Consider the following 22,900-nt stretch of genomic DNA (forward strand, 5'->3'; position numbering starts at 1 on the left):
TTTTGCTGCAGAATCCTCACAATTATAAAAACTAGGGGGGGGGGGGCGGGGGGGCCGGGGGGGGGGGGGCGGGGCCCGCCCCCCCCCCCGCCCGCCACCGGGGCTCACTTCAGGTACACCAGGCCGTCCGTGGTGATGGCGGGGCGGCCCCGGGTGCCCTTCACCACGATCTTGACCGTGTGCCGTGCGGCGGACGACCAGTTCTGGGTCCAGATCGCGTCGCGGTACTTGGTGGCGGAGGACTTGAGGTCGACCGTCTTGGCGAGACGGCCGTCCACGAAGACGTCGATCTGGCCGGAGGTCGCCGCGCGGGAGACCACCAGGGCGGCGGAGCGGCCGGTGAACGTCCAGGTCAGCGAGGCGTTCTTGGTCGCGGAGGAGAGTGACTTGCCGCCGAGGTAGCTACCGGAGGACTTGGTGGACCAGGTGCCGGTCCGCTTGGCGGAGGACTCCTGGAGGATCATCGGGGTCCCGGCGAGGGAGGCGGCCGCGGTGTTGCCGGCCTGGTCGTGCGCGGTCATGGACCAGGTGGTCGCCGTGCCCGACTTCGCGGTGTGCGCGGCGCTGGTGGTCGTCGGGGCGTAGGTCCGGGCGCTGGGCGAGGTCAGGCGGACCTCCTTGAGGGCCGCCGTGTCGGTGGCCTTCCAGGACAGGGTCAGCGGTACGGCGGCCGTGTTCACGGTGCCGCCGCGCAGCGCCAGCTTCGGCTTGGTGGTGAAGGAGGGGGCCGTGGTGTCGACGGTCACGGTCGCCGTCGCGGAGGTGGTCGTCTGCCCGGAGATGTGGGTGGCCCGGACCTGCACCTTGTGGGAGCCGCGGGCCAGCGTCGCCTTCGCCGAGGTGGCGGTGCCCGTGGTGGTGGCGACGACCTTGCCGTTCACCAGCAGCTCGTGGCGACGGACGAACGCGGTCGGCGTGGACACCGACCAACGCACCGTCACCGCACCCTTGGTGTAGTGGGTCGAGCCGGCCTTGCCGGCGCCCGTCACCGAGGTGATGGCGAGTCCGCCGACCTTGCCGCCCGCGTAGCTGCGGATGGCGGGCAGCTGTGCGTACAGCTGCCCGCCGGGGCAGACGGTGTTGAAGCCGTCGCGGTGGCCCGAGATCCGGGGGAAGGAGTACGACCGGCCTGAGACGAACGCGGTGCCGGCGTGGCTGCGGCCGCCTGCCCCGGCCTTGAGCTGGACGGTGCCGGTCGGGTCGGCCCGGTACTGGCCGAGCTTCCACGCGGCCACGCGGGCGACGGAGGTGACGGCCGCGGCGGGGGCGGCCTGCCGGTCGTAGCTGCCGATGACGGCGATGCCGGCGGCCTCCCGGTTGAAGCCGTAGGTGTGCGCGCCGAGCACCGGCAGGTCGACGCCGCCCTTGCGGCCCTCGAACACGGTGCCGCACCGGTCGACCACGAAGTTGTAGCCGAGGTCCTTCCAGCCCTGGCTCTTCACGTGGTACGCGTGCAGGCCCCGCATGATCTTGGGGGAGTCGGCACAGGAGTAGTCGCTGGTCTGCGCGGTGTGGTGGACGAAGACGGCCTTCACGTCCGGGTTGTACTCGGGCCCCTCGGTGCTGAGGGTCTCGTCGGCGCCCCAGGTGGCACGTGTCATCACCGAAGGCTTGGGCGCGCTGGACGGCGGGGCCGGCGGAGCGGACGGTCCACTGCTCGGCGGGGGCGAGGCCGGGGCGGAGGTCGAGGACCGCGGGGCGGGGGCGGAGGACGTCGGCGCCGACGGGGTGGTGCCGGTGGTCGGCGGCGCGCTGGTCGGCGCGTCCGCGCCGGGGTCGTTCGGGGTGGGCTCGACGGTCGGCGGGGTGGCTGCCGGGGCCGAGGACTCCGCACCGGGCGCGGGTGGCACGGCCGGGTCGCCCGGCGGGGTCTCGGGAGCCACGGAGGCGGACGTCTCGGGCGCGCCCGGCTCGGTGGCCGGGGGCGACGCGGGTTCACCGGTCACTGCGAACGCCGCGGGTTCCAGCTCGGTCACCACGGTGCCGTCCGAGGCCGCCCGCGCGTTGGTCACCCGGGCGTCGCCCGGCCCCTCGCCCGGGTCGACCATGTCCAGTCGGAGCCCTTCGGGCAGGCCGGTGCGGGTGGTGCCGGCCCGGGTCAACCGCACCTCCACCCCGTCGGACGGGCCGACCCAGCGGGGCTCGCTGGCGCCGCGCAGCCCCGGCCGGCCGCCTCCGTCGTTGCGGGTCTCGGCCTCGGTGTCGACGCCGACCCACGGGGTCCACCGGCCGGTGGCGGTGGTGCGGGTGCGCACCTCGATGGTGCCGTCGAGTCGGACGTCGGGATCGGTCCAGGTGACGCCGAGCAGGCTGAACGGCTCGGTGGTGCGCTGGGCGAGGGCGGCGGAGCGCCCATCGGAGGAACGTTTCAGCGCGGCCCGGTGCACATCCGTCTCGACCGGGCCCCGCGCGGTCCTCCCGCGGTCGTCGCCCGGATCGGCAGGGGCCTCGCCGCCCAGGCCCTGGACGGTGAGCACTCCGGCCACCGTCGCGGTCGCCACGGCTGCGGCGATCCAGAGCGTGCGTTGCGGTTTCACGTCGTTCCCCCCGGTGAGAAGGCGTCCGACCCGGGTGTGGGACGGACGGAATCCAGCGGACGGCACACGGTGTCCGACGCGCTGTCGCCCACCGGGCGCGCCGCGGACGGCTCCCGGGAGGTGCCCGGGTGCGCACTGACGGTGGCGATGACGGGTCGATGGTGACGAATCGGTGAAATCGGTGGAGATCGTGCGCCGTGGTGCGAAGCGATACTCTCAGACTGTTGATCGTCTTTGCCACAGGGGTCACACAGGCGATCGAACGGGGCGGCAACACGTCAGTTCAGGGACGGGTCACCCGGACCGTGTAGTCGCCGGAGGCGTCGATGCCGCCGACCGCCACCCGCACCCCCGACTCCGGGTCGTGGAAGGTCTCCCCGGGGGCGAAGGGGGCGTCCGACAGTTCGGCGTGCACATTGGGCGACCGGGTGCAGCCACCGCTGTCGCGGGCCGCGTCGTACACGGTCACCGGCCCGCGCCCGGTGTCGACGGAGGCGTCCACCCGGTACACGAGCACGCCCGCCTTGCAGACGGCCTCGTCGTTGCCCTCGCCCGTGCGCACCTCGACCGCGATGCCGGAGGCGTCGCCCAAGGGGACGAACACCAGCTTCTCGCCGCCGGTGCGGGCCAGCGGGGACAGGACGTACTCCAGGGTGCCCCGGCCCGAGACGCAGTTGACCTGGTCGTCGTCCAGCCACCTCAGCTTCCACTTGTGCCAGCCCAGGAAGTCGTTGTTGGCGCCCCAGTCCTCGCTCATGATGTCCCAGTGGCCGACCGCGCCGCCGCCCTCCTGGGTGTAGAGGTCGGGCAGCCCGAAGACGTGCCCGTTCTCGTGCGGCAGCACCCGGAAGCCGGTCTCCCCGTACGAGCCCGAACCGTCGTCCTGCCGGCTGTACACGAACGACGCGTTCGCGACCGGCACGCCGTCCGCGACCGGCGCCTCGTGGTTGCCCGCGAACGTCACCGACAGGACGGTCTCCAGCGCGGACGGCCCGGCGTTCGGCGTCGTCAACACGTTCACCAGGTCGTACTCCCCGAAGTCCACCTCCGGGTCCGAGGCCGTCACGATGTCGTCCACCAGTTGGCGGTAGCCGGGCTCGAACGGGGCCCCGCGCTCTATCCCGTACTCGGCGAACGACCGCGGCATCCGCAGCCAGTCCTTCACCGGCGCTTCGGGGCGGTACTCCAGCCGTCCGTACGAACTGGTCGCGAACCACTCCCGGGTCTGCGGGAAGAACTCCGCGAGCCGCTGCGCCGCCGTCCCCTCGCCCGGCGCGTCCGGGAAGTCGACCATCAGGTTCAGCGCCCGGACCGTCCCCGTGGACCGCGCGTACCCGGACGGGGTGGGCACCCCCTCCGACAGTTGGACGTCGAGCGCGCCACTGATCATGCAGGGGCCGATCGTGGCGCCGCGCGAGGACTGGGCGCTCGGCCCGGAGGCGGTCGGCGAGCCGGGGGAGAGCCGTCCGGTGCTCGCCGAGGTGGTGACCGCGAGCGTGAGCGCCGTGACCGAGGCGAGGAACGCCGCGCGGCGCGGGCCGCGTATCCGGCGGCAGGACGGCTGCATACGTGGGCCTTCCCCTCGCGGCAGCCGTTCGGTCCGAGGCTGCGCCCTCTGCCCACCCTGTGCCGCGGGGACCGGGCGCGCGCGCTGGGCGGGCCCGATCGTGGGTTCCGCGCCCGCGGCACCCTCCCTCCCCCCGGTGTGGTGCAGGTCACGTTCCGTCGAGAAATAAGTGGGGAGCGACTCCCCGTTTGAGCTAGTGTTCCGGCGAAGCGGGGAGAAAGCCCCCGTTTCACGGGGTTGCGCGGAGGACCGCGGACGCCCCGGAACGGCCCGACCGGTCGACGTGGACCGGACGGCAGCCCACGGGCGGTCCGCACCGCCCCCGCACCAGCCCGCCGAGCGCGTGAAGGAGTACGCAAGTGGCCGTCACGACCCGTGCGCCCCGCTCCACCTCCCGCCCGCGGGCCGACGCCCTGCGCAACCGCGAGCGCATCGTCATCGCCGCCCGGGAACTCTTCGTCGAGAAGGGTCCCCAGGTCCGCTTCGACGAGATCGCCCGCCGTGCCGGCGTCGGCAACGCCACGGTGTACCGGCACTTCCCCGACCAGGGGGCGCTGGTCCACGGCGTGATGTGCCACGTCTTCGACAGCATCTCCGCCCTCGCCGAAACCGCCCTCGCCGACGACCGCGACCCCTTCGAGGCGCTGCGCACCTTCGTGCACGAATCCGCGGTCGTCCGGACCAGCGCCCTGTGCCCCATGCTGGTCGACGGCTTCGACCACGAGCACCCCACCCTCGTCGGCGCGCGCACCCGCGTCGAGGAACTCCTCGGCGCACTCCTCGACCGGGCCAAGGCGAGCGGCCAACTCCGGCCCGACATCGCGGTCAGCGACGTCCTGCTCGCCGTCTCCCAGCTCACCCGTCCGCTCCCCGGCCGCGACGCCGCCAGCAGCCACGGGTTCGCCCGCCGGCAACTCCAGGTGTTCCTCGACGGGTTGATGGCTCCTGCACGTTCCGAACTCCCCGGCACCCCGATCACCCTGGAGGACCTACGCACCCAGCCCTGCATGCTCGGCACGACGCCCCCGAAGGACCGGTGACCGCGGCGGCCACGGCCCCACGATCGACGGCGCACCCGCGACGACGTCCTCACCGATGACGACGCCCCGCCCGGTGCCCGCACCGCCTCCCGGAGTTCCGCGCCACCCTTCCGGAGTTCCGCGCCACCCTTCCGCCGACCGGTGACCGGTCGGCGCTCCGACCCGGCCGCACGGCCGGCCTCAGGCGCGCCAGCCCCGGACCGTCCGTCCGCCTCCTGCTTCCGCCCGTCCCGTTCACCACGCCCGTCCGGCTCTCCTGCTCCGTTCGCTCTTCGAAGTCCCTAGGTGGCTACCTCCATGTCCAGAACCGCCCCGTCGCGCCCCGCGGATCCGGGTCACCCGACCCCCGACCCGATGCGGTGGAAGGCCCTCGTCTTCATCGCCCTGGCCCAGTTGATGGTCGTCCTCGACGCGACCATCGTGAACATCGCCCTGCCCTCCGCCCAACAGGACCTCGGCATATCCGACGGCAACCGCCAGTGGGTCATCACCGCCTACGCGCTCGCCTTCGGCGGTCTGCTGCTGTTCGGCGGTCGCATCGCCGACCTGTGGGGCCGCAAGAACACTTTCCTCACCGGACTCGTCGGCTTCGCCGCCGCCTCCGCCATCGGCGGCGCCGCGCAGAACGAGGCCATGCTGCTCGCCTCCCGCGCCCTCCAGGGCGTGTTCGGCGCCCTGCTCGCGCCCGCCGCGCTGTCGCTGCTCGCGGTGATGTTCACCGACGGCAAGGAGCGCGCCAAGGCCTTCGGCATCTACGGCGCCATCGCCGGTGGCGGCGGTGCCGTGGGCCTGATCCTCGGCGGTGTCCTCACCGAGTACCTGGACTGGCGCTGGACCTTCTACGTCAACATCCCGTTCGCCGTGGCCGCCGCGGTCGGCGCCTACCTCGTCATCCACGAGCCCGCGGGCGCCCGCAACCGGTCCCCGCTGGACGTCCCCGGCGTGGTGCTGTCTACGCTCGGACTCGTCGCGCTGGTGTACGGCTTCACCCGGGCCGAGTCCTCGGACTGGTCCGACCCGCTGACCGTGACCATGTTCGTCTCGGCCGCCGTGCTGCTCCTCGCCTTCGTCCTGGTCGAGGCGAAGGTGAAGGCGCCGCTGCTGCCGCTGCGGGTGCTGACCGACCGCAACCGCGGTGGCGTGTACCTGGCGCTCGGGCTCGCGGTCATCTCGATGTTCGGCCTCTTCCTGTTCCTGACCTACTACCTCCAGATCGTGAAGGGCTACTCGCCGGTCAGCACCGGCTTCGCCTTCATGCCCATGATCGTCGGCATGATCACCGGCTCCACCCAGATCGGTGCCCGACTGATGACCCGCGTGCCGGCCCGTCTGCTGATGGGCCCCGGCTTCCTGGTCGCCGCGGTCGGCATGCTGCTGCTCACCCAGCTGGACATCGACTCGTCCTACGCGGCGCTGCTGCTGCCGGCGATGCTGCTGCTCGGCCTGGGCATGGGCACGGCGTTCATGCCCGCCATGTCGCTGGCCACGCACGGGGTCGAGGCCCGGGACGCCGGTGTCGCCTCCGCGATGGTCAACACCTCGCAGCAGGTCGGCGGTGCCATCGGCACGGCGCTGCTGAACACCATCGCCGCCTCCGCCACCACCGCCTACCTCAAGGACCACGCCGCTTCGGCCACCACGCGCTCCGCGCAGGAACTCGTCGGCCTGAAGGCCATGGTCGAGGGGTACACCAGCGCGATCTGGTTCGCGGTGGGCATCCTGGTCGCCTCGGCGGTCATCTCGCTGACGATGATCAACGCCGGGCGGCCCGAGGAGGGCGGCCCGGGCGCCCCCGCCGGTGCGGGCGAGGACGCCGGGGAAGAGCTGAAGGTGCCGGTGATCGCCCACTGAGTCCGGTCGGGGACGGGCCCCGGGACGGTCGGAGCACCGGCAGTCCGGGACCCGTCCCCCAGCACGGGGGAGGGCCCGGGTGCGGGAGGAATCCGCACCCGGGCGCTCGTGCGTGCGGGGTCACCGCAGCCAGGGCAGGTCCGCTCCGGCGTCCTTCGGCTGGAGTCCCTCGGCGACGATCTCCATGATCTCGCCGAGGGACTTCTGCTGGCCGGGGGTGAGTCGGTCGAACAGGGCCTGCTGGACCGCCTCGACGTGCCCCGGCGCGGTCCGCCGCAGCACCTCGTACCCCTGGTCGGTCAGGACCGCGAACTGGCCGCGCCGGTCGGACGGACAGTCCTCACGGGTCACCCAGCCGCTCTTCTCCAGTCGGGCCACCGCATGGGACAACCGGGACCGGGTGATCTTGGCGTTCCGGGCCATCTCGGTCATGCGCAGCCTCCGCCGGGGGGCTTCGGAGAGTTGGACGAGGAAGCCGTAGTAGAGGTGCGGCATCCCGGCGTCGCGCTGGAGTTGCCGGTCGAGGTGGTCGTCGAGCAGGGTCGTCGCGCTCAGGTAGGCCTGCCAGACGCGTTGCTGCTCGTCGTCCAGCCAACGGGGTCCGTGCCCGCGTTGCGTCGGGGGTTCCGTCGACGGGCGATCGGTCGGTGGAGGAGTCGGGGCGGGGGCGTCGGGGGCGGATCGGTCCGGGAGGGCTCCGGCGGGCGCTGATCGCACGGACGGAGCGGATGCCGGTGAGGGTGCCGTGGTCATGTGTCCCACTGTACGAGCTCCTTCTTGAACGTTAAACAAAATCGTCGTACTCTCGGAGAGGAAAGCTTGAGACTTCAAATACATCGCCTCGCCGAGCCGCCCGAGACCGGGGGGCGACGAGCGCCGTCCGCCCCCGGTCCACCCCTCCGGAGTCCCGCCATGGCCACCGCCGAAACCCGCCCCGCACCCCGCTCCACGGACCGCATGCCCGCGCTCTACCTCAGCCACGGGGCGCCCCCGCTCGCCGACGACGCCGTATGGCCCGGCCAACTCGCCGCCTGGTCCGCCGACCTGCCGAAGCCCCGGGCGATCCTGATCGTCTCCGCCCACTGGGAGGAAGCCCCGCTGGCGCTCGGCGCCGTCGATCCCGTCCCGCTCGTCCACGACTTCTGGGGCTTCCCCGAGCACTACTACGCCGTGCGCTACGACGCCCCCGGCGCACCGCAGCTCGCCGCATCGGTCCGCGCTCTGCTGCGCGCCCCCGGCGTCCCGGTCCAGGACGTACCGGACCGGGGCCTCGACCACGGCGCGTACGTCCCCCTCGTGGAGATGTACCCGGACGCCGACGTTCCGGTGCTCCAGGTCTCCATGCCGACCCTCGACCCGCGCCGGCTGATGGACCTCGGACGCAAGCTCGCCCCACTGCGCGACGAGGGCGTGCTGATCGTCGGCAGCGGCTTCTTCACCCACAACCTGGCCGCACTCCGTCATGCGGGCGGGGTGCCGGGATGGTCCGTCGAGTTCGACGACTGGGGGCACCGCGCGCTCGACGCCGGGGACGTCGACGGACTCCTCGACTTCACCGCCAAGTCCCCCGCGGGAGCCCTGGCCCACCCGCGCACGGAACACTTCGCCCCTCTCTTCGTGACGATGGGTGCCGCCGACGCGGTGGGCGACCTCGACGTGCAGCACAGCGTGATCGACGGCTTCTGGATGGGACTCGCGAAGCGGTCGGTGCAGTTCGGCTGAGTCGTCCGACCCTGCCTGCGTCGGCCCCGTGACCTCCCCTCCCCTCCGGGGCCGGCCGGCGCCGGGCGCCCGACCGTGCCGTCGCCGCCTTGCGGGCCGGGCCCGCGCGAGACCCGGGACTCCTGTCGGCTGCCCCTTGCGGACGGGCGGACCATGTCCGGCACCGTAGGGCAGGCCGTCGCGGACCGTAACGGACCGTGGACGTAGGTCCACGGGAGGAGGCGGCCGGGGAGGGCCGCCGCTCCTGTCCGGAGCCGGAGAGCTGGTGTCGTCGGCACGCGGTGGTCGAGGGTCCGGTCGCCCCGGTGGGGCGCCGCGCCCGCCTCGGGGCGCCGTGTTCTCCGCTCCGTGGCGGCATCGCGACAGCCGAACGGGCAGGTGGGCAGGGAGGCAACTAATCCGGGGCCCGGTTCGTCTTGAGGTGTGGAGGGCGGGAACCGGCGGCTGCTCCCGGAAGCGATCCGCCCGAGGGTGCTCCGCCAGGGGCGTTCCGCCTGGGGGCGTGAGAGGGGTCGCACCTCACGGCCCATGAGGCTCGACGGGCTCGGTAGCTTCCTCCGTCACCACGCCTGACCTGCGTTTCCGCCGGGGTCGGGGCCTACTGCGCCCGTGCGGCGAAGCAGGATACTGCATGATCAGAGAATTCGACGAGCCGATGGGGAATTCTGTCCCGATTCCAGTCGTTGTTTCCTTCGGAAGCTGGGCACCCGCAAGGGTGAGCAGACGTCCGCACAAGGACCCGTACCACTCGCTAGCAAGGGAGCACGCATGGCAACCCGTGCCGTCGCCCGTCGTCAGTCCGCCACCGGCGGGACCGACGCGGGGAGCAGTGTTCGCGCCGTAGGCGGCGAGATCGCCGATCGCGACCTGGTCGGCATGTACCTGGACGAGATCGCGCGTACGCCCCTGCTGGACGCTGCCAAGGAAGTCGAGCTGTCGCAGACGATCGAAGCCGGCGTGTACGCCCGGCAGATCCTCGACGGCGAGGTGGAGAGCGACACCGCGAAGAAGCAGGACGGCCCCTCCACGGAGGAACTGGAAGACCTGGTCGCCGCCGGCGAACGGGCCAAGGACGTCTTCATCCGGTCGAACCTCAGGCTGGTCGTCGCCGTGGCCCGTCGCTACCCGCGCAGCGGTCTACCGCTGCTCGACCTGATCCAGGAGGGCAACGCGGGCCTGGTCCGCGCGGTGGAGAAGTTCGACTACCGTAAGGGCTTCAAGTTCTCCACGTACGCCACCTGGTGGATCCGTCAGGCGATCACCCGCTCGATAGCCGACCAGTCCCGCACCATCCGGCTGCCCGTCCACCTGGTGGAGGAACTGGGCCGCATCCGCCGGGTCCAGCGGGAGTTCAACCGGGAGAAGGGTCGCGAGCCGGAGCCGCAGGAGATCGCCGAGGAACTGGGATCGACCCCCGAGCGGGTCACCGACGTCCTCGACTGGGCCCGTGACCCCGTCTCCCTGAACATGTCGGTGGACGACGAGGGCGAGACCCAGTTCGGTGACCTGCTGGAGGACACCTCCGCGGTGTCCCCCGAGCAGTCGGTGCTCACCCTGCTCCGCAGTGAAGAGCTCGACGACCTCATCGGCCGTCTGGACCAGCGCACCGCCTCCATCATCAAGATGCGGTACGGCATCGACGACGGGCGCGAACGCACCCTCACCGAAGTCGGCAAGGAGCACGGACTCACCCGGGAACGCATCCGGCAGATCGAGAAGCACGCCCTGCTGGAACTGAAGCGGCTCGCCCGGGACACCGGCTTCGACGCCGTCGCCTGACCGACCCCGCGGCGCACCCGTTCCCTGCCCCGGGTCGCCCCACGAACGAGCCTCGGCGCCCACCCCCCCGGCGCCGGGGCTCCCCTCTTCCCGCCCTCCCGCCTCCGGTCGTTCCCAGCCCCTTCTCCGGGTCAGGGACTCTGCCCGTCGCCCCCGTCCTCCCCACCCACCCGGTCCGCCCGGTCCGTTTCCCGAGGCTCGTCCCCTCCGGCCCGTACGAGCCTTCCGCCCAACTCCCTCACCGCCGTCACCAACGCCGGCGGACCCTCGACGTGGAAGTCACACCCCACCCACGCCAGCCGGAACGCCAGCCACTCCGGAGGATCCCCGGTGTTCCCGTGGAGCACGCACTGCTGCGGGCCCCGCGGCTCGGGCCGCCCGAACAGCTGTGGCAGTCGGTCCGCCACCACCTCGGCAGAGGCCGCGAACCGCACGGAGAACGCGTACGTCCCACGCCCCCGCTGCATGCGGTCCCGAAGGAACTCGGCAGCATCTCCCCGGGGCAGCTCCCGCGGAGCGAAACGGGCGCCGGTGGCGAACGGCTCCCCGGACACCCGGTCCACCCGGAAAGTGCGCCAGTCGTCCCGCTCCACGTCGTACGCCACCAGGTACCAACGGCGTCCCGTGGACACCAGCCGGTACGGTTCGGCCAATCGGCGGGACTCGGCACCCTCGCCGGACCGGTAGCCGAAGCGCAGTCGCTCCTGCCCCGCGATGGCCGCCGCGATCACCGTGAGGGTCTCGGTCGGGATGGAGGGGCCATCCCCGCTCGTCAACGGCACGGTGGCCGACTGGAGCACGCTCACCCGGCGCCGCAGCCGGGCGGGAAGCACCTGCTCCAACTTGGCCAAGGCGCGTACGGACGCCTCCTCGATGCCCTCCACCGCATGGCCCGCTCCGGCCCGCAGCCCCACGGCGATCGCCACGGCCTCCTCGTCGTCCACGACCAGCGGGGGCAGCGCCTTGCCGGCCACCAGCCGGTAGCCGCCGTCCGAACCCCGAGCGGCCTGCACCGGATACCCGAGTTCGCGGAGTCGGTCGATGTCCCGCCGAACGGTGCGGCGGGAAACCCTGAGCCGTTCGGCCAGCTCGCCGCCCGGCCATTCCCGGGGGGTCTGGAGCAGGGACAGGAGCTGAAGCAGCCGTGCCGGCGTGTCTGTGGTCATGTCTCACAGGCTGCCCCATGAAGAGGACATGATCTGACCTAATGGGTTCCTGGCTGCGTCCCTCGACCGCACCGACACCCTCCCCGCGTCACGGGTGCCCACGTCGACGTCCCGCACCGCCCCCGGGAACCGGGCCCCGGCCGACCTGCTGGTGACGGGCCCGGCTCCTGCGCCGGCGGCCGTCGCGGACCCCGCGGCGGCGGGGACCGGGGACGGAGCCTCCGCAGTGGGCGATCCCGCAGTGGGAGGGCCCGGTGCGGACCGGCGTCGCTGGATCGCTCGGGCGGTCGTCACGACCGCGGCCTTGAAGAACCTGGTCGACGTCACCATCGTCAACGTCGCGATCCCCACGGGCCGGGAAGGCCGGGGAGCCACCTTCGGCCACATCCAGTGGATCGCGGTCGGCCACGCCCTCGCCGCAGGGCTCATCACCGGCGGACGGCTCGGCGACATCCGCGGCCGCGAGCGGGTCCTCCTCACTCCGGTCGGGCTCGCCGGACTCCTGCTCGGTGCGTTCATCGTCGAACCGAAGGAACCGTGAGCTCTCGGGCCCGACCTGGTCGGCGTCGCGCTCGTCACCGGAGGGCTGTTGTTGCCGCTGTACCCCCTGCCCCGGGGGCGGGGACTCGGCTGGCCGCCGCGGGGCCGCGCAACGATGGTTGCTTCCGTCCTGGTCTCCGCGGTCCTGTCGGCCTCCTGCGCGGGTTCGTTGGCCGCCGGAGTGTCGGTCCAGGTCCTCGTGTCGCACTTCGGCCGCCGGGTGCTCCAGACCGAGGCTCCGACCACGGCGGCAGCCGGGCGCCCGTCCGTCCGGGCGTCCGACCGCTACGGCATGGCCATCAGGCCCCGACGGATGGTGCCTCCGCTCGTCCTGATGGGTGTCGGCAGGGGACTGGTCGTCGCCCCGTTGACCGAGGCGATCCTGTCCGAAGTGCCGTGCAGACCCGCCGGATCGGCGTCGGCACTGATCAACACCGTGCTGTAGACGGGCAATGCGCTCGGGCACGGGCCGGTCTCCGTCGTGCTCTTCGGAGCCGTCGACGGGCACGCCTCGCCCGACGCCCTGCGGGGAGAGCTCGTGCAGGGCTCCGCGGGCGCGCTGGGCTACGTGGCGTTCGTCCTGCTGGTCCTCGGCCTGATGTCCCTGCTGCCGTGCCGGCCCCACACCCACCTCGAAGGAGGAGAAACGGCCGAGGACGCTGCCGTCGACGACCGGCCCGCTCCGACACCGGCAGCGGCCCAGGCGGATGCCCCGACGGTCCAGCGGGGCGCCAACAGCCACCAGATCCCTGGCGGTTGAACCCGTCAGCCGCATTGCCGAGGCCGATCGGCAGGCTCGGCGCATCCGGTCGCCTGGTGGACGCCGCTCCCGCGTCCACCAGGCGACGCTACGACACGAGGGTGGCACGGGATCGCTCTGCACGACGGCCCGGTTCCGCCCCGACAGTCGCACACGCAACTGCTCGGTGAACCTGCGCCACACCCATCCGAACATTCGGTTGGCAGCTGTGGTGGTGATTCTGCACTTCATCGAGATTCCCCCGTGGTGGACGTGCGGAGCTGTCTGCGCGAGCGGTTTCGCGCCCTGGCTCCGATCCTCTGTGGCAACGGTAGCCCGGATCGTCCCTGCCCCGCAGAGCCTGTGGATAACTCCGAAGAGCCACCCTTTCCACCCTTCCGGTGACAGGTTCCGCACGGCGCCACCAGCCCATCGACATAGGGGGCTTGGGCGTGAGGGGCCGGCCGATCTGGGTGGCGCCGTGGGATCGCCTTGCGGGCCTTCCGGTGCGCACGGTGCTCTCCGGTCCGGCCCGTGTCGTCGTCCCTTTCGGCTCGTTGCCCTCGGCTGTGCGGGGACTCGCCCACCGCCCTTCGAGCAGTGTCCCGGGCGGACTTGTTGAGCAGGGCGGCGGCCCGGGACGTACGTGGCCACTTGCTGGTTGCACGTCCAGGGCGGCGAACAGGCCGGACGCGGCCGGTTGCCGGATCCCGTCGTACCGATGCTGTGCCCAGGCCGCGCGGTCGCGCGGATCCGAGGCGTCGTGGCGATACCCTCGGGGCACCGCCCGCAGGCAGGCGCGGGTGGTGCCCGCGAGGGCTGAGCTAAGCGGTTGCCCGTCGCTCCACTGCGGTCCGGGCCGCCGCCTCGCTGATGTACACCTCGCACATGTGCCGACCATCAGGCGTGTCCGTGTGCTCGACCTCCCAAAGACTCACTTCGAGCCCGTCGTTCAGGAGGAACGCGTGCTCGTAGAGCGAGAACGTGAACGCCGTGGCGCCTTCGGCGCTCGGCAGCGGTCGACCGAACGCCTGAGTGATCTGGTGGGCACAGGCGTTCCGCAGAAGCAGGGCCACGTCGTTGCCCGGTCGATCCGCGTTCTCGGCGCGGCGCAGTAAGCGCCGTGCGTGATCTGCGGAGTCATCGGTCATGTACTCCTGCCGCGGCGGCGGAGCGGGGGCCAGATGAATCACCACGGGCAGCTCGAAGTCCGGTGTCTCCGAGGGGAGGGGCAGCCGGGCTGTCGCGGTTCGCGCGTCCTCCTCGTCCGTGTACAGCTCGTGCACCAGTTGGTCGTGCCTGCCGGGGCTCGTGTTGTGCACGAGTTCCCACAAAGTGAGCGCGCTCCCGTCCGTGAGCAACCACGTATGCCGGTACGTCTCGCGGTGGAGACCTCCGCTGTGGTGGGCGGAGTGCAGAGAGCCGTTGTAGGCGAGCGCGCAGTCGAGACGACTCACGGTCTCGTCCGGCAACTCGAAGGAGTTGAGAGCGCGTCTGAGGAGCCGAAGGAGTTGCTCCTCGGGGGAATCGGACCCGGGTGGCTGGTGTGCCGGCTGGTGCGGACTGCTCAAGGCACCTCCCCGCGTTAGCTGCTAGTCACTTTGTGGGTGCATACCGTAGCCCCTCCGCGGGACGTCATGTCCAGGAACCCGTAAAACGTCCACGCCCCACGAGAAGTTCCTGCGTGATGTGCAACGTTGCTCGACTCCCGGGCGATGTCGCATCTAGGGGCCAGTCATTCCCACGTGTCACCGTCGTCCATACCTGGATGCGGCGGTCCGACGGTTTCAACGACGGTTATCGGACAAGGGTCTTCGGTGACCAACTGACTGCTCGGACGGGGGCCGTTCGCGTGCCGCTTACTTGGTCAGCGGCGGAATCGGATGACGTTGGGCTCTGGATGACCGGAAGTCATCCCCGGCTGGTGTGGGCACTGCTCAGCGCTTGGGGCGGCTGATGACGAAGCGGCGCCGCTCCGAGTGGCGATCAGGGTCATGCGGGGCTGCTCTTCCCGCGGCAACGCAACTCGGGGCGGGGAGGCCAGGGGTTGGACCCTGCACGGGAGCCGACTGACGGAGAGCGGCCTCGGTGACGGCCCTGACGATCATGGACTTGCCGTAGGAGCGCCCGGAGCGAAGGGATGCGATCGAACGACTCTCCGTTCCGTGCGGGCTGCCATCACATGCGCCTTCGCGTCCACCGGGGACACCGGCGAGTGGCTGAGGGCAATAGGCCCGCGGATGTCCCGAACTCCGTAGACAGTTCAACCTTTCAGGGTTCAGCCGCGGGACATGGCGATTCGCCGCCCGGTGGCTTCCGCACCTCGTAGGCAACCGTGGGCGCGGGGCCGTGCATGTCCGGGTGACGTAGTCGATGGCCTTCCCGATCGCTCGTCGTCCAGCGGATCGCCCCGTCAGCCTCCGTACAACTCCGAGTACGACGGACAGTCGCCCGCGGCTCCGCGGAAGGACTCGACGACACGAACTGCTTGGACGATCGCCCGGGTGACGACATCAGCGCTCGCGGCGAGCACGTCGTTCAGCGCCAGAGGGTCGTCCCCCGGGAGTGACCGACCGCCGGTGGCCAGTGCAAAGACGGTGTCACCGTCGTTCAACAGGTGCACAGGACGCACCGCCCGCGCGATCCCGTCGTGTGCCGTGCCGGCGAGCTTCTGCGCCTGCGCTCGCGACAGGGCCGCGTCGGTCGCCACCACGGCCAGTGTGGTGTTCAAGGGGGGTGAAGCAGGGCGCAGAGGAGCGAACCCACCTCGGCCGTCCGCCTCCTCACCGGACGCCTCGGCGAGCAACTGCTGGGCCCGCTCGTGCAATGCCCGGTCCGGATAGGCAACCCTGCCCTCGAAGTACTCCCCGTACAGCACGCCGGTCCGGGGGTCCACGGCCGACCCGGCCGCATTCACCACCACCAGAGCGGCGACGACCGGTCCCGAGGGCAACCGCAGGCTCGCCGTGCCCACGCCTCCCCTCAACCGCCCCACCACACAGCCCGTCCCGGCACCCACGTTCCCCACGGGAACGGGAGCGTGCAGCGGAGTGGCCGCCGCGGCCTCGACCGCGGTGCGACCCGTCGAGGCCCCCGGCCGAGCACGGAAGTCGCCACCACGGCCCAGGTCGAAAACGCAGGCGGCGGGGACGACGGGAACGACGTGCAACGGGTCGGCACCGACCCGTACGCCCCGCCCCCGTTCCTCCAGCCACGCCATCACACCGGCCGCCGAGTCCAACCCGTAGGCGCTGCCCCCGGTGAGCACCACGGCGTCGATCCGCCGCACCGCGTTGCGCGGATCGAGCGCGTCCGTCTCCTTGGTGCCGGGTCCGCCGCCGCGGACGTCAACGGCAGCGGTCACACCGCCCTCGGGAGCGAGGACGACCGTCGTCCCCGTCAGGTACCCCTTCCCCTCCAGGGTCGCGTGGCCGACGCGCAGGCCCGGTACGTCGGTGAGCGCGTCGGCCAACGGCCGTGTGGCAGTCGGGTCCATGTCCGTCCTGTGCTCGGTCATGCCCCCTGCCTACCACGCGGCGTGGCCAGCACGATCGGAGAGCCGACAGGACATGCTTCCCGCCCTGGTAGGTGAGTCGGGCGAGTGTGCCGATCGAGGACGCCGCGCCGCGGAGCAGGGCCAGGAGGGAGAGCGGCGGCGGGGTGCGAGCCGCGGTCGAAAGGGCCTCTTCGGCCGGCGAGTGCGCCTCCGCCGGGCCCGCCGGCGTGCCCGGCGCGGTCGGGGGACGGTCGGAGCGGTGTTTGCGGGGAGTCCCCTTCCGCGCGGCAGGCGACGCGTCGTCGAGAGCGGTCGGGGCACGTCCGGAACGGTCTGACTCCGCCCGCCTCAGCGCGCCGCACCGGGCTCCCGACGCGCTGCGCGGGCTGCCAGCGTCACCCCCGCCGCGACGGCCGTGGCCAGGGCGAGCCCCGCTGTCGGCACCGACCACCGGCCGGCGAGCGTGCACACCAGGACCACCAGGGTCGTCACCGGCAACACCAACTGCTGCGCGACCCCCGACTTGTAGTGGCGGGACACCAGGAGCCACACCGTCACCAGATACACCGCGGTGGGGACCGTCACCGAGGCGCTGGCGGCCAGCTGACTGATGTGTGCCTGGCCGGTGACGTGCTCCACGAAGATCTCGGCGCCCGCTCCGATCGCCGCTGCCGACCCGAGGATCAGATAGTGGCCGTACCCCCACAGGAACGCCTGACGATTGCCCTTCAAACGTCCGTGGGTCGGGACTGCAAAGTAGATCCACCACGCGCCGAACACGATCAGCAGCGTGCCGATCGAGGCGGGGATCAATTGGCCCAATTCGTCGTGCTCGTCGGCGGCCGACTTCACGGCGACCGTGGCGGCTGCGATCGACTCGCCCAACACGATGATGGTGAACAGGCCGTACCGTTCCGAGATGTGGTGCGGGTGCCAGGTCGTCGGGTGCTTCCGTTCGGCGAGCACCGGTACGCACAGCTCCGCCAGGGCCATGACCGCGAACGCCCACGGGCGCTGCCCCTCCGTCAGCAGCAGGACCGACAGCCACCCCACCTGGCACAGGGCGATGCCGATCGCGTACCGCAGCGCCATGGCGCGCTCGGCCCCGGTGCATCCACGAGCGGCCCTCAACCACTGGCTGACCATGGCGAGGCGCATGATCAGGTACCCGAGCCACAGGACGAAGAAGTGGTGCTGGAACGCCTCCGACACCCCGGCCGCGAGCACGAGCACACCGGCCATCTGAATCAACGTGACGACCCTGAAGAGGGCGTCGTCGTTGTCGTAGGCCGAGGCGAACCAACTGAAGTTCACCCAGGCCCAGTAGACGGCGAAGAAGACCATCGCGTAGTAGAGGACGCCTTGCCCCGCATGCCCCTCGACCACCGAGTGCACCAAGGACGCGCCGGCCTGTGCGACGGCCACCACGAAGCACAGGTCGAAGAAGAGCTCCAAGGGTGATGCCACCCGGTGTGCTTCGCCCCGCCGGCGGGCCGTCATGGGGCGCAGCGGCGCCCCGGCCGCCGATGCGGAAGGGGAGGAGGTCATGCCAGCAGCACAGCAGACCGGCCCGGCTCGCTCGGCCCGTCCGGGCCCCGTGTCGCCTCGGATACCGCCTTCCGGGTACGCCCGGGGCGTCGTCGCCCCGGGCCGTGTCCGGAGGGGGAGACGTGCGGGACGGAACGGTGGGGGCCGCTTCGGGGCGGTGTGCCTGCCCGCCGTAGCGGGCGACGCCGGGAACGGGGCGGGCACGGTGTGGGCCGGGGACGGAAGCGGGGTTCCCTGGAGTTGCGCCGGGCGTCGGGAGGCGGTGCCCACCCGGGTGGCGGTGGCATGCGTACGCTGGAGGCATGAGCACAGGCCCCGTTTCCCCGCCGCCCGAGTCCGGACACGGACTGATCTTCGAGGACCCGCTGGCGCAGCAGTCCTCGGACGACACGGACCGTGGCTGGGGAGAGCAGTCGACGGCCGTGGGGGAGGGCGCGTCGGACCTGGCGCGCTTCCTCGACGAGAAGCCACCGCACCACCTGTGATCCCCTGCCCGGGTGCCCCGTCCGCGGAGGCATCCGGGCGCGGCTCGGCCCGCCCCCACGCCCGGCAGGGGCCGGCCGGACGGGCGAGGGCCCCGCGAACACGGTCCGGCGAGGACGCCGACCGGGCCGCGGGGGGCTCGCCCCCGTCGCCCCGCTACTCCCGATCGGGACGCGGAGCGTTCCCCGGGCCCGTTCCCGGAGTCCGCTGCGCCACCAGGGCGTCGCGGATCTCCTTGAGGACCTCCAGCTCGGACACCTCGATCACTTCCTGCGTTCCCTCCTTGGCCGCCTTTCGGTCGGCCTGGCGCGCGAGGTACTTCGACATCGGCAGCACCATCAGGAAGTACACGACCGCCGCCGTGATCAGGAACGTGAGCGTGGCGCTCAGAACCGTTCCCCACATGATCGGAATGCCGCTGGTGGCCGTTCCGGTCTTGGCGTCGTAACTGCACGGGCCCTTCAGGCAGGAACTGTAGGCATCCAGGTTCTTCGTGCCGAACGCCCCGACGAGCGGGTTGATCACGCCCTTCACCACCGCGTTCACGATGTTCGTGAACGCGGCGCCGATGACCACGGCAACCGCCAGGTCGATCACGTTTCCCCGCATGAGGAACGCTTTGAAGCCTTCCAAGACGTTCGGCTTCTTCTTCTCGCTCACCAGGAGGCCCTTCTTCGCACATACAGCTTGTGGAACAAACAACTCCGCAAACTACGACAGGGCTCCGCCATGCTGTCCAATCCGTTGACGCGATGGAGTGACGTGACGGTGAAGGAGTGGCGCCGATCGGCCCGAAGGGCCACGGGGACGGCCGGTCCGCGCTCATCGGCCCATGACCACGGTCAGGCGGGACGAGACGCTCGCCCCCGCGAGCCGTACCGCCGTGGAGCGGGGCGCGGAGAGGATCACCAGTGCCCCCGCTTCCACCGCGTCGTCCGTGGGATCGGGGACGTGCACCACCCGGGCGCCCGCCGCCACCAACCGTTGGGCGGGGCCGGCCGCGTCGGCCGGGGCGGCGGGCGCGGCGACGACGTCCACCCGGTCCCCGGGTTCGAGGAACCGGGCCACCGCGGGATCCGCGATGCGCACCGGCGCGTGGACCAGGGGCGCCCCGGCGGGCTTCTGCCGGGGCGCGGACACGGGGTCGCGCCCAGGGGGCGAGGCACCGGCCCGTTCGCCGGCGGGGTGCTGCGTCCACGGGCTCGTGACCAGGGCCACCACCACGCCCGCCGCACACACCAGGGCCGCCCGGCGGCCGTGACGGGCGGCGCGGTGCCACGACGGAACCCCGCCCCGCACCCGAACCGGGGCGAAGGCCGGGATCCGGTGCGTGGGCGGCACGTCGCTGCGCATCCGCACGGCGTCCGCGGCCTGCGGCGACGAGGGGGCCGCGGACCGGCGCGGCGCGACACCGGACCGGCCCGCGGCGAGGTGCGCGTCCGGGGTCGTGGCGCGGGTGTCGTAGTTGTAGCGGGGCGCTGCGGGAAGGCGGGGCGCCGGACGGTCGGGGGAGGGGTGAGGAGGCATGGGTTTCACCACCGTGGAAGGAGACGGATCGCCTTCCACCATGCGGGACTTCGAAGTTCCCCGTTGCGACCTGTGGACAGGGGCGGGGCTGTGGACAACTTCGTCCCTCGTACCGGTGACTTCCGGCGCCGGAGCGGTTGTGCCCCTCCGCTCGGGGAAGCCAACGCTCGGGGAAGCGCACGGTCGGGCGCACGGAAGAGGGCGCCCGACCGGCGATGACTACGGCAGTGCCAACCCGGTGTCGAGGCCGTCCAGGGCCGACGTGCACAGGCACTTCCGGTCGTCGGTCTCCGGGAGGCCGACGACCGTGTCGAACAGGACGGAACGCAGCCGGTCGACGTTGGACGCGAAGACTTCGAGGACCTCCTCGTGGGAGACGCCCTCCCCGGTCTCCGCGCCCGCGTCCAGATCGGTCACCAGGGTCAGGGAGGTGTAGCAGAGGGACAACTCGCGAGCGAGCACGGCCTCGGGGTGTCCGGTCATCCCCACCACGGACCAGCCCTGCGCGGCGTGCCACCGCGATTCCGCTCGGGTGGAGAACCGCGGGCCCTCGATCACCACCAGCGTCCCGCCGTCCACGGGCTCCCAGGCGCGGCCCCGGGCGGCTGCCACCGCGATGCGCCGGCCGACGGGGCAGTACGGGTCGGCGAAGGAGAGGTGGACGACACGGGGAACGGTCCCGTCCGGCCCCGGCAGGCCGTCGAAGAAGGTCTGGGTGCGCGACTTCGTGCGGTCGACCAACTGGTCGGGGACCAGGAGGGTCCCCGGGCCGTGCTCGGGGCGGAGCCCTCCGACCGCGCAGGGCCCCAGCACCTGCCGCACCCCCACGGAGCGCAGGGCCCACAGGTTGGCCCGGTAGTTGATGCGGTGCGGGGGCAGGTGGTGGCTCCGACCGTGACGGGGGAGGAAGGCCACGCGACGACCGGCGACGTCGCCGAGGAACAGCGTGTCGCTGGGCGCGCCGTAGGGGGTGTCGACGTGCACCTCGGTGACGTCGTCGAGGAAGGAGTAGAAACCGGATCCGCCGATGACGCCGATCTCCGCCCCCAGCTCCTGCGGCACGTCGCCCGGCTCGGTCACGTTCACCATGTCTGCCATGCTCCGCACAGTAGTCGCGTCGGTACACGAGGAGGACCCCGCGTCCGGGACGGCGGGGTCCTCCTCGTGCGGCGGCCTGCCGCGGTGTGGTCAGGCGGCGGACGTGCTGGTGCTCGACGGGGTGGACGCCGACTTCGACGCGGCGGCCGGCGTGCTGCTCGACCCGGACGAGTCGGAACCCGAGGAGTCCGAAGAGGACGTCGACTTCGACGCGGCGGGCGAGCTGCTCGACGAGGAGCCCCGGCTGTCGTTGCGGTAGAAGCCGGATCCCTTGAAGACGATGCCGACGGCGGAGAACACCTTCTTGAGGCGGCCACCGCAGTTGGGGCACTCGGTCAGGGCGTCATCGGTGAACTTCTGCACCGCTTCGAGGCCCTCACCGCACTCGGTGCACTGGTACTGGTACGTCGGCACTTGCTTCCTCCTGGCACTCTCACTCGATGAGTGCTAACGACGTTCCATAGTGACGTATTCCGCGGGATCAGTCCACCGACACCGGCACGCGGTGACCGACGCCACGCGCCGCGCCCCGCTCGTCGGTGGGCGGCGCGAGCCGGTTCCTGAGGGTCACCAGGACGAGCAGGGCCAAGGTGGTTCCCGCGAGCGGCACCAGGAATCCGGCACCCTCCCAGGCCCGGTCCTCCAACTGCCCGGCGAGGGTGACCGCGGCCGCCTGCCCCAGCGCCACGGCACCGGTCAGCAGGGTGAACGCCTCGGTGCGGGCGGTGGGGGCGACGAGCTGTTCGACGAGCGTGTAGCCGGTCACCAGCCCCGGTGCGATGCTCATGCCGACCAGGAGCCCGAGCCCGGCGAGCAGCACGGGGGACTGCGCCGCCCACAGCCCGGAGGCGGTGATCGCCAGGGCGAGGTAGCCGATCACGAGACGGTGGTGAGGAGCGGACTTCCAGGCCACGGCACCGCAGACGGTGCCGGCGATCATGTTGCCCGCGGCGAAGACGCCGTAGATGACGCCGGTGAGACCCGGTTCGCCGATCGACTCGGTGTAGGCGGCGAGGGAGACCTGTAGGCCGCCGAAGACCGTTCCGATCCCCACGAAGGCGATGGCCAGCACCCGCACGCCGGGCACCCGCAGCGCGGACGGGTGCGCCGTGCCGGCCCGGGAGGCGGTGGCGCCGGGCCGGGCGGCCGCGCGCGTGGGCACGGGCTGGGTGCTCCGCCGGGCGGCGAACAGCAGGCCGCCGATCAGGGTGAGTCCCGCTTCGGTGAGCAGGCCGGCGGCGGGGTGGACCGAGGTGCACAGCGCGGTCGCGATCAGCGGGCCCAGGACGAAGGTCAGCTCGTCGGTGACCGACTCGAACGCCGCCGCCGTGGTCATGAGGGGGGACCCGTGCAGTTTCGTCCCCCAGCGGGCGCGCACCATGGGGCCTATCTGGGGAACCGTCGCACCCGTGGGGACGGCGGCGACGAACAGGGCCCAGACGGGGGCGTCGAACCAGGCGAGTGCCGTGAGCGTGACCACCGAGGCCGTGTGTGCCAGCACGACGGGCACGAGGACCGCGCGCTGACCGAACCGGTCCGCGTACGTGCCGCTCAGCGGGGCGAACAGCGCCATGGAGACGCCGGTGACCGCGGACACCGCGCCCGCGAGGCCGTAGGAGTCCGTGGTGTGCTGGACCAGCAGGACGATCGAGATGATCAGCATCGCGAACGGCAGGCGCGCGGCGAAACCGGGGAGGAGGAACGTCCAGGCACCCGGGGTGCGCAGGAGCTGTCGGTAGCCCGGGCGGGCGGGCTCCGAGGTGACCGTGGTTGCCACGGCCCGTGCCTTTCTGCCGCCTGGTAACGC

Annotated in this window: 20 protein-coding genes; 8 read left to right on the plus strand and 12 right to left on the minus strand. The window is 71.9% G+C overall.

The annotated features are described in order from the left end of the window. Positions 1 to 104: 104 nt before the first annotated feature. Positions 105 to 2,537: a peptidoglycan recognition protein family protein gene (locus ABT092_RS08660; protein WP_351241300.1), complete on the minus strand. Its 2,433-nt coding sequence runs from the start codon at positions 2,535 to 2,537 to the stop codon at positions 105 to 107. Positions 2,538 to 2,820: 283 nt separating this feature from the next. Then, positions 2,821 to 4,104 (minus strand): M6 family metalloprotease domain-containing protein, encoded by a 1,284-nt coding sequence (locus ABT092_RS08665; protein WP_351241302.1) that lies wholly within the window; start codon positions 4,102 to 4,104, stop codon positions 2,821 to 2,823. A 359-nt stretch (positions 4,105 to 4,463) separates the two neighbouring features. Here ABT092_RS08665 and ABT092_RS08670 point away from each other — a divergent pair, with 359 nt between their 5' ends. Next, the gene (locus ABT092_RS08670) at positions 4,464 to 5,144 is read left to right on the plus strand and encodes a TetR/AcrR family transcriptional regulator (RefSeq protein WP_351241304.1); all 681 of its coding nucleotides are present in this window, start codon (positions 4,464 to 4,466) and stop codon (positions 5,142 to 5,144) included. Between the two features lie 297 nt (positions 5,145 to 5,441). After that, positions 5,442 to 6,995 carry an MFS transporter gene (locus ABT092_RS08675; protein WP_351241306.1) on the plus strand — a complete coding sequence of 518 codons (1,554 nt, stop codon included), beginning with the start codon at positions 5,442 to 5,444 and terminating at the stop codon, positions 6,993 to 6,995. Positions 6,996 to 7,115: 120 nt separating this feature from the next. Here ABT092_RS08675 and ABT092_RS08680 read toward each other — a convergent pair whose 3' ends face one another. Further along, a complete protein-coding gene (locus ABT092_RS08680; protein ID WP_451363993.1) occupies positions 7,116 to 7,712 on the minus strand; it encodes a MarR family winged helix-turn-helix transcriptional regulator in 597 nt (198 codons plus the stop codon). A 195-nt stretch (positions 7,713 to 7,907) separates the two neighbouring features. Here ABT092_RS08680 and ABT092_RS08685 point away from each other — a divergent pair, with 195 nt between their 5' ends. Together ABT092_RS08685 and ABT092_RS08690 are read left to right on the plus strand one after the other, a co-directional pair. Continuing rightward, positions 7,908 to 8,717: a dioxygenase family protein gene (locus ABT092_RS08685; RefSeq protein WP_351241310.1), complete on the plus strand. Its 810-nt coding sequence runs from the start codon at positions 7,908 to 7,910 to the stop codon at positions 8,715 to 8,717. Positions 8,718 to 9,485: 768 nt separating this feature from the next. After that, on the plus strand, positions 9,486 to 10,496 hold the full coding sequence (locus tag ABT092_RS08690; RefSeq protein WP_351241312.1) for a sigma-70 family RNA polymerase sigma factor: 1,011 nt from the start codon (positions 9,486 to 9,488) through the stop codon (positions 10,494 to 10,496). 131 nt (positions 10,497 to 10,627) lie between these two features. On the opposite strand, the gene ABT092_RS08695 is transcribed toward ABT092_RS08690, so the two are convergent. Beyond that, a complete protein-coding gene (locus ABT092_RS08695) occupies positions 10,628 to 11,662 on the minus strand; it encodes a helix-turn-helix transcriptional regulator (RefSeq protein WP_351241314.1) in 1,035 nt (344 codons plus the stop codon). A gap of 94 nt (positions 11,663 to 11,756) precedes the next feature. Between ABT092_RS08695 and ABT092_RS08700 the strand changes: the two genes are divergently transcribed. The 3 genes from ABT092_RS08700 to ABT092_RS08710 all read left to right on the plus strand — a co-directional run bounded on the left by ABT092_RS08700 (position 11,757) and on the right by ABT092_RS08710 (position 12,962). Beyond that, complete coding sequence (locus tag ABT092_RS08700) at positions 11,757 to 12,203, plus strand: hypothetical protein (protein WP_351241316.1); 447 nt, start codon at positions 11,757 to 11,759, stop codon at positions 12,201 to 12,203. A 114-nt stretch (positions 12,204 to 12,317) separates the two neighbouring features. Further along, entirely contained in the window at positions 12,318 to 12,647 is a 330-nt protein-coding gene (locus ABT092_RS08705; protein ID WP_351241318.1) for a hypothetical protein, read from the plus strand. 36 nt (positions 12,648 to 12,683) lie between these two features. Further along, positions 12,684 to 12,962, plus strand: coding sequence for a hypothetical protein (locus ABT092_RS08710; RefSeq protein ID WP_351241320.1), 279 nt, complete (start codon positions 12,684 to 12,686; stop codon positions 12,960 to 12,962). Positions 12,963 to 13,765: 803 nt separating this feature from the next. Here the strand turns inward: ABT092_RS08710 and ABT092_RS08715 are convergent. The 3 genes from ABT092_RS08715 to ABT092_RS08725 all read right to left on the minus strand — a co-directional run bounded on the left by ABT092_RS08715 (position 13,766) and on the right by ABT092_RS08725 (position 17,985). After that, positions 13,766 to 14,512: a DUF6227 family protein gene (locus tag ABT092_RS08715; protein WP_351241322.1), complete on the minus strand. Its 747-nt coding sequence runs from the start codon at positions 14,510 to 14,512 to the stop codon at positions 13,766 to 13,768. 842 nt (positions 14,513 to 15,354) lie between these two features. After that, positions 15,355 to 16,458: a P1 family peptidase gene (locus ABT092_RS08720; RefSeq protein ID WP_351241324.1), complete on the minus strand. Its 1,104-nt coding sequence runs from the start codon at positions 16,456 to 16,458 to the stop codon at positions 15,355 to 15,357. A 327-nt stretch (positions 16,459 to 16,785) separates the two neighbouring features. Then, positions 16,786 to 17,985: a low temperature requirement protein A gene (locus ABT092_RS08725; protein ID WP_351241326.1), complete on the minus strand. Its 1,200-nt coding sequence runs from the start codon at positions 17,983 to 17,985 to the stop codon at positions 16,786 to 16,788. Positions 17,986 to 18,287: 302 nt separating this feature from the next. Here ABT092_RS08725 and ABT092_RS08730 point away from each other — a divergent pair, with 302 nt between their 5' ends. After that, entirely contained in the window at positions 18,288 to 18,470 is a 183-nt protein-coding gene (locus ABT092_RS08730) for a hypothetical protein (RefSeq protein ID WP_351241328.1), read from the plus strand. Positions 18,471 to 18,624: 154 nt separating this feature from the next. Here ABT092_RS08730 and ABT092_RS08735 read toward each other — a convergent pair whose 3' ends face one another. From ABT092_RS08735 to ABT092_RS08755, 5 genes are all read right to left on the minus strand, one after another. After that, positions 18,625 to 19,128 carry a large conductance mechanosensitive channel protein MscL gene (locus tag ABT092_RS08735; protein ID WP_351241330.1) on the minus strand — a complete coding sequence of 168 codons (504 nt, stop codon included), beginning with the start codon at positions 19,126 to 19,128 and terminating at the stop codon, positions 18,625 to 18,627. 162 nt (positions 19,129 to 19,290) lie between these two features. After that, positions 19,291 to 19,995 (minus strand): hypothetical protein, encoded by a 705-nt coding sequence (locus tag ABT092_RS08740; RefSeq protein WP_351241332.1) that lies wholly within the window; start codon positions 19,993 to 19,995, stop codon positions 19,291 to 19,293. Between the two features lie 219 nt (positions 19,996 to 20,214). After that, on the minus strand, positions 20,215 to 21,093 hold the full coding sequence (locus tag ABT092_RS08745) for an S-methyl-5'-thioadenosine phosphorylase (RefSeq protein WP_351241334.1): 879 nt from the start codon (positions 21,091 to 21,093) through the stop codon (positions 20,215 to 20,217). 90 nt (positions 21,094 to 21,183) lie between these two features. Then, on the minus strand, positions 21,184 to 21,507 hold the full coding sequence (locus ABT092_RS08750; RefSeq protein WP_351241336.1) for an FmdB family zinc ribbon protein: 324 nt from the start codon (positions 21,505 to 21,507) through the stop codon (positions 21,184 to 21,186). A gap of 67 nt (positions 21,508 to 21,574) precedes the next feature. Continuing rightward, complete coding sequence (locus tag ABT092_RS08755; protein WP_351241338.1) at positions 21,575 to 22,870, minus strand: MFS transporter; 1,296 nt, start codon at positions 22,868 to 22,870, stop codon at positions 21,575 to 21,577. Positions 22,871 to 22,900: the final 30 nt, after the last annotated feature.

Source organism: Streptomyces sp. NPDC002490 (assembly GCF_040296045.1).
In the GTDB taxonomy this organism is placed as follows: Bacteria; Actinomycetota; Actinomycetes; order Streptomycetales; family Streptomycetaceae; genus Streptomyces.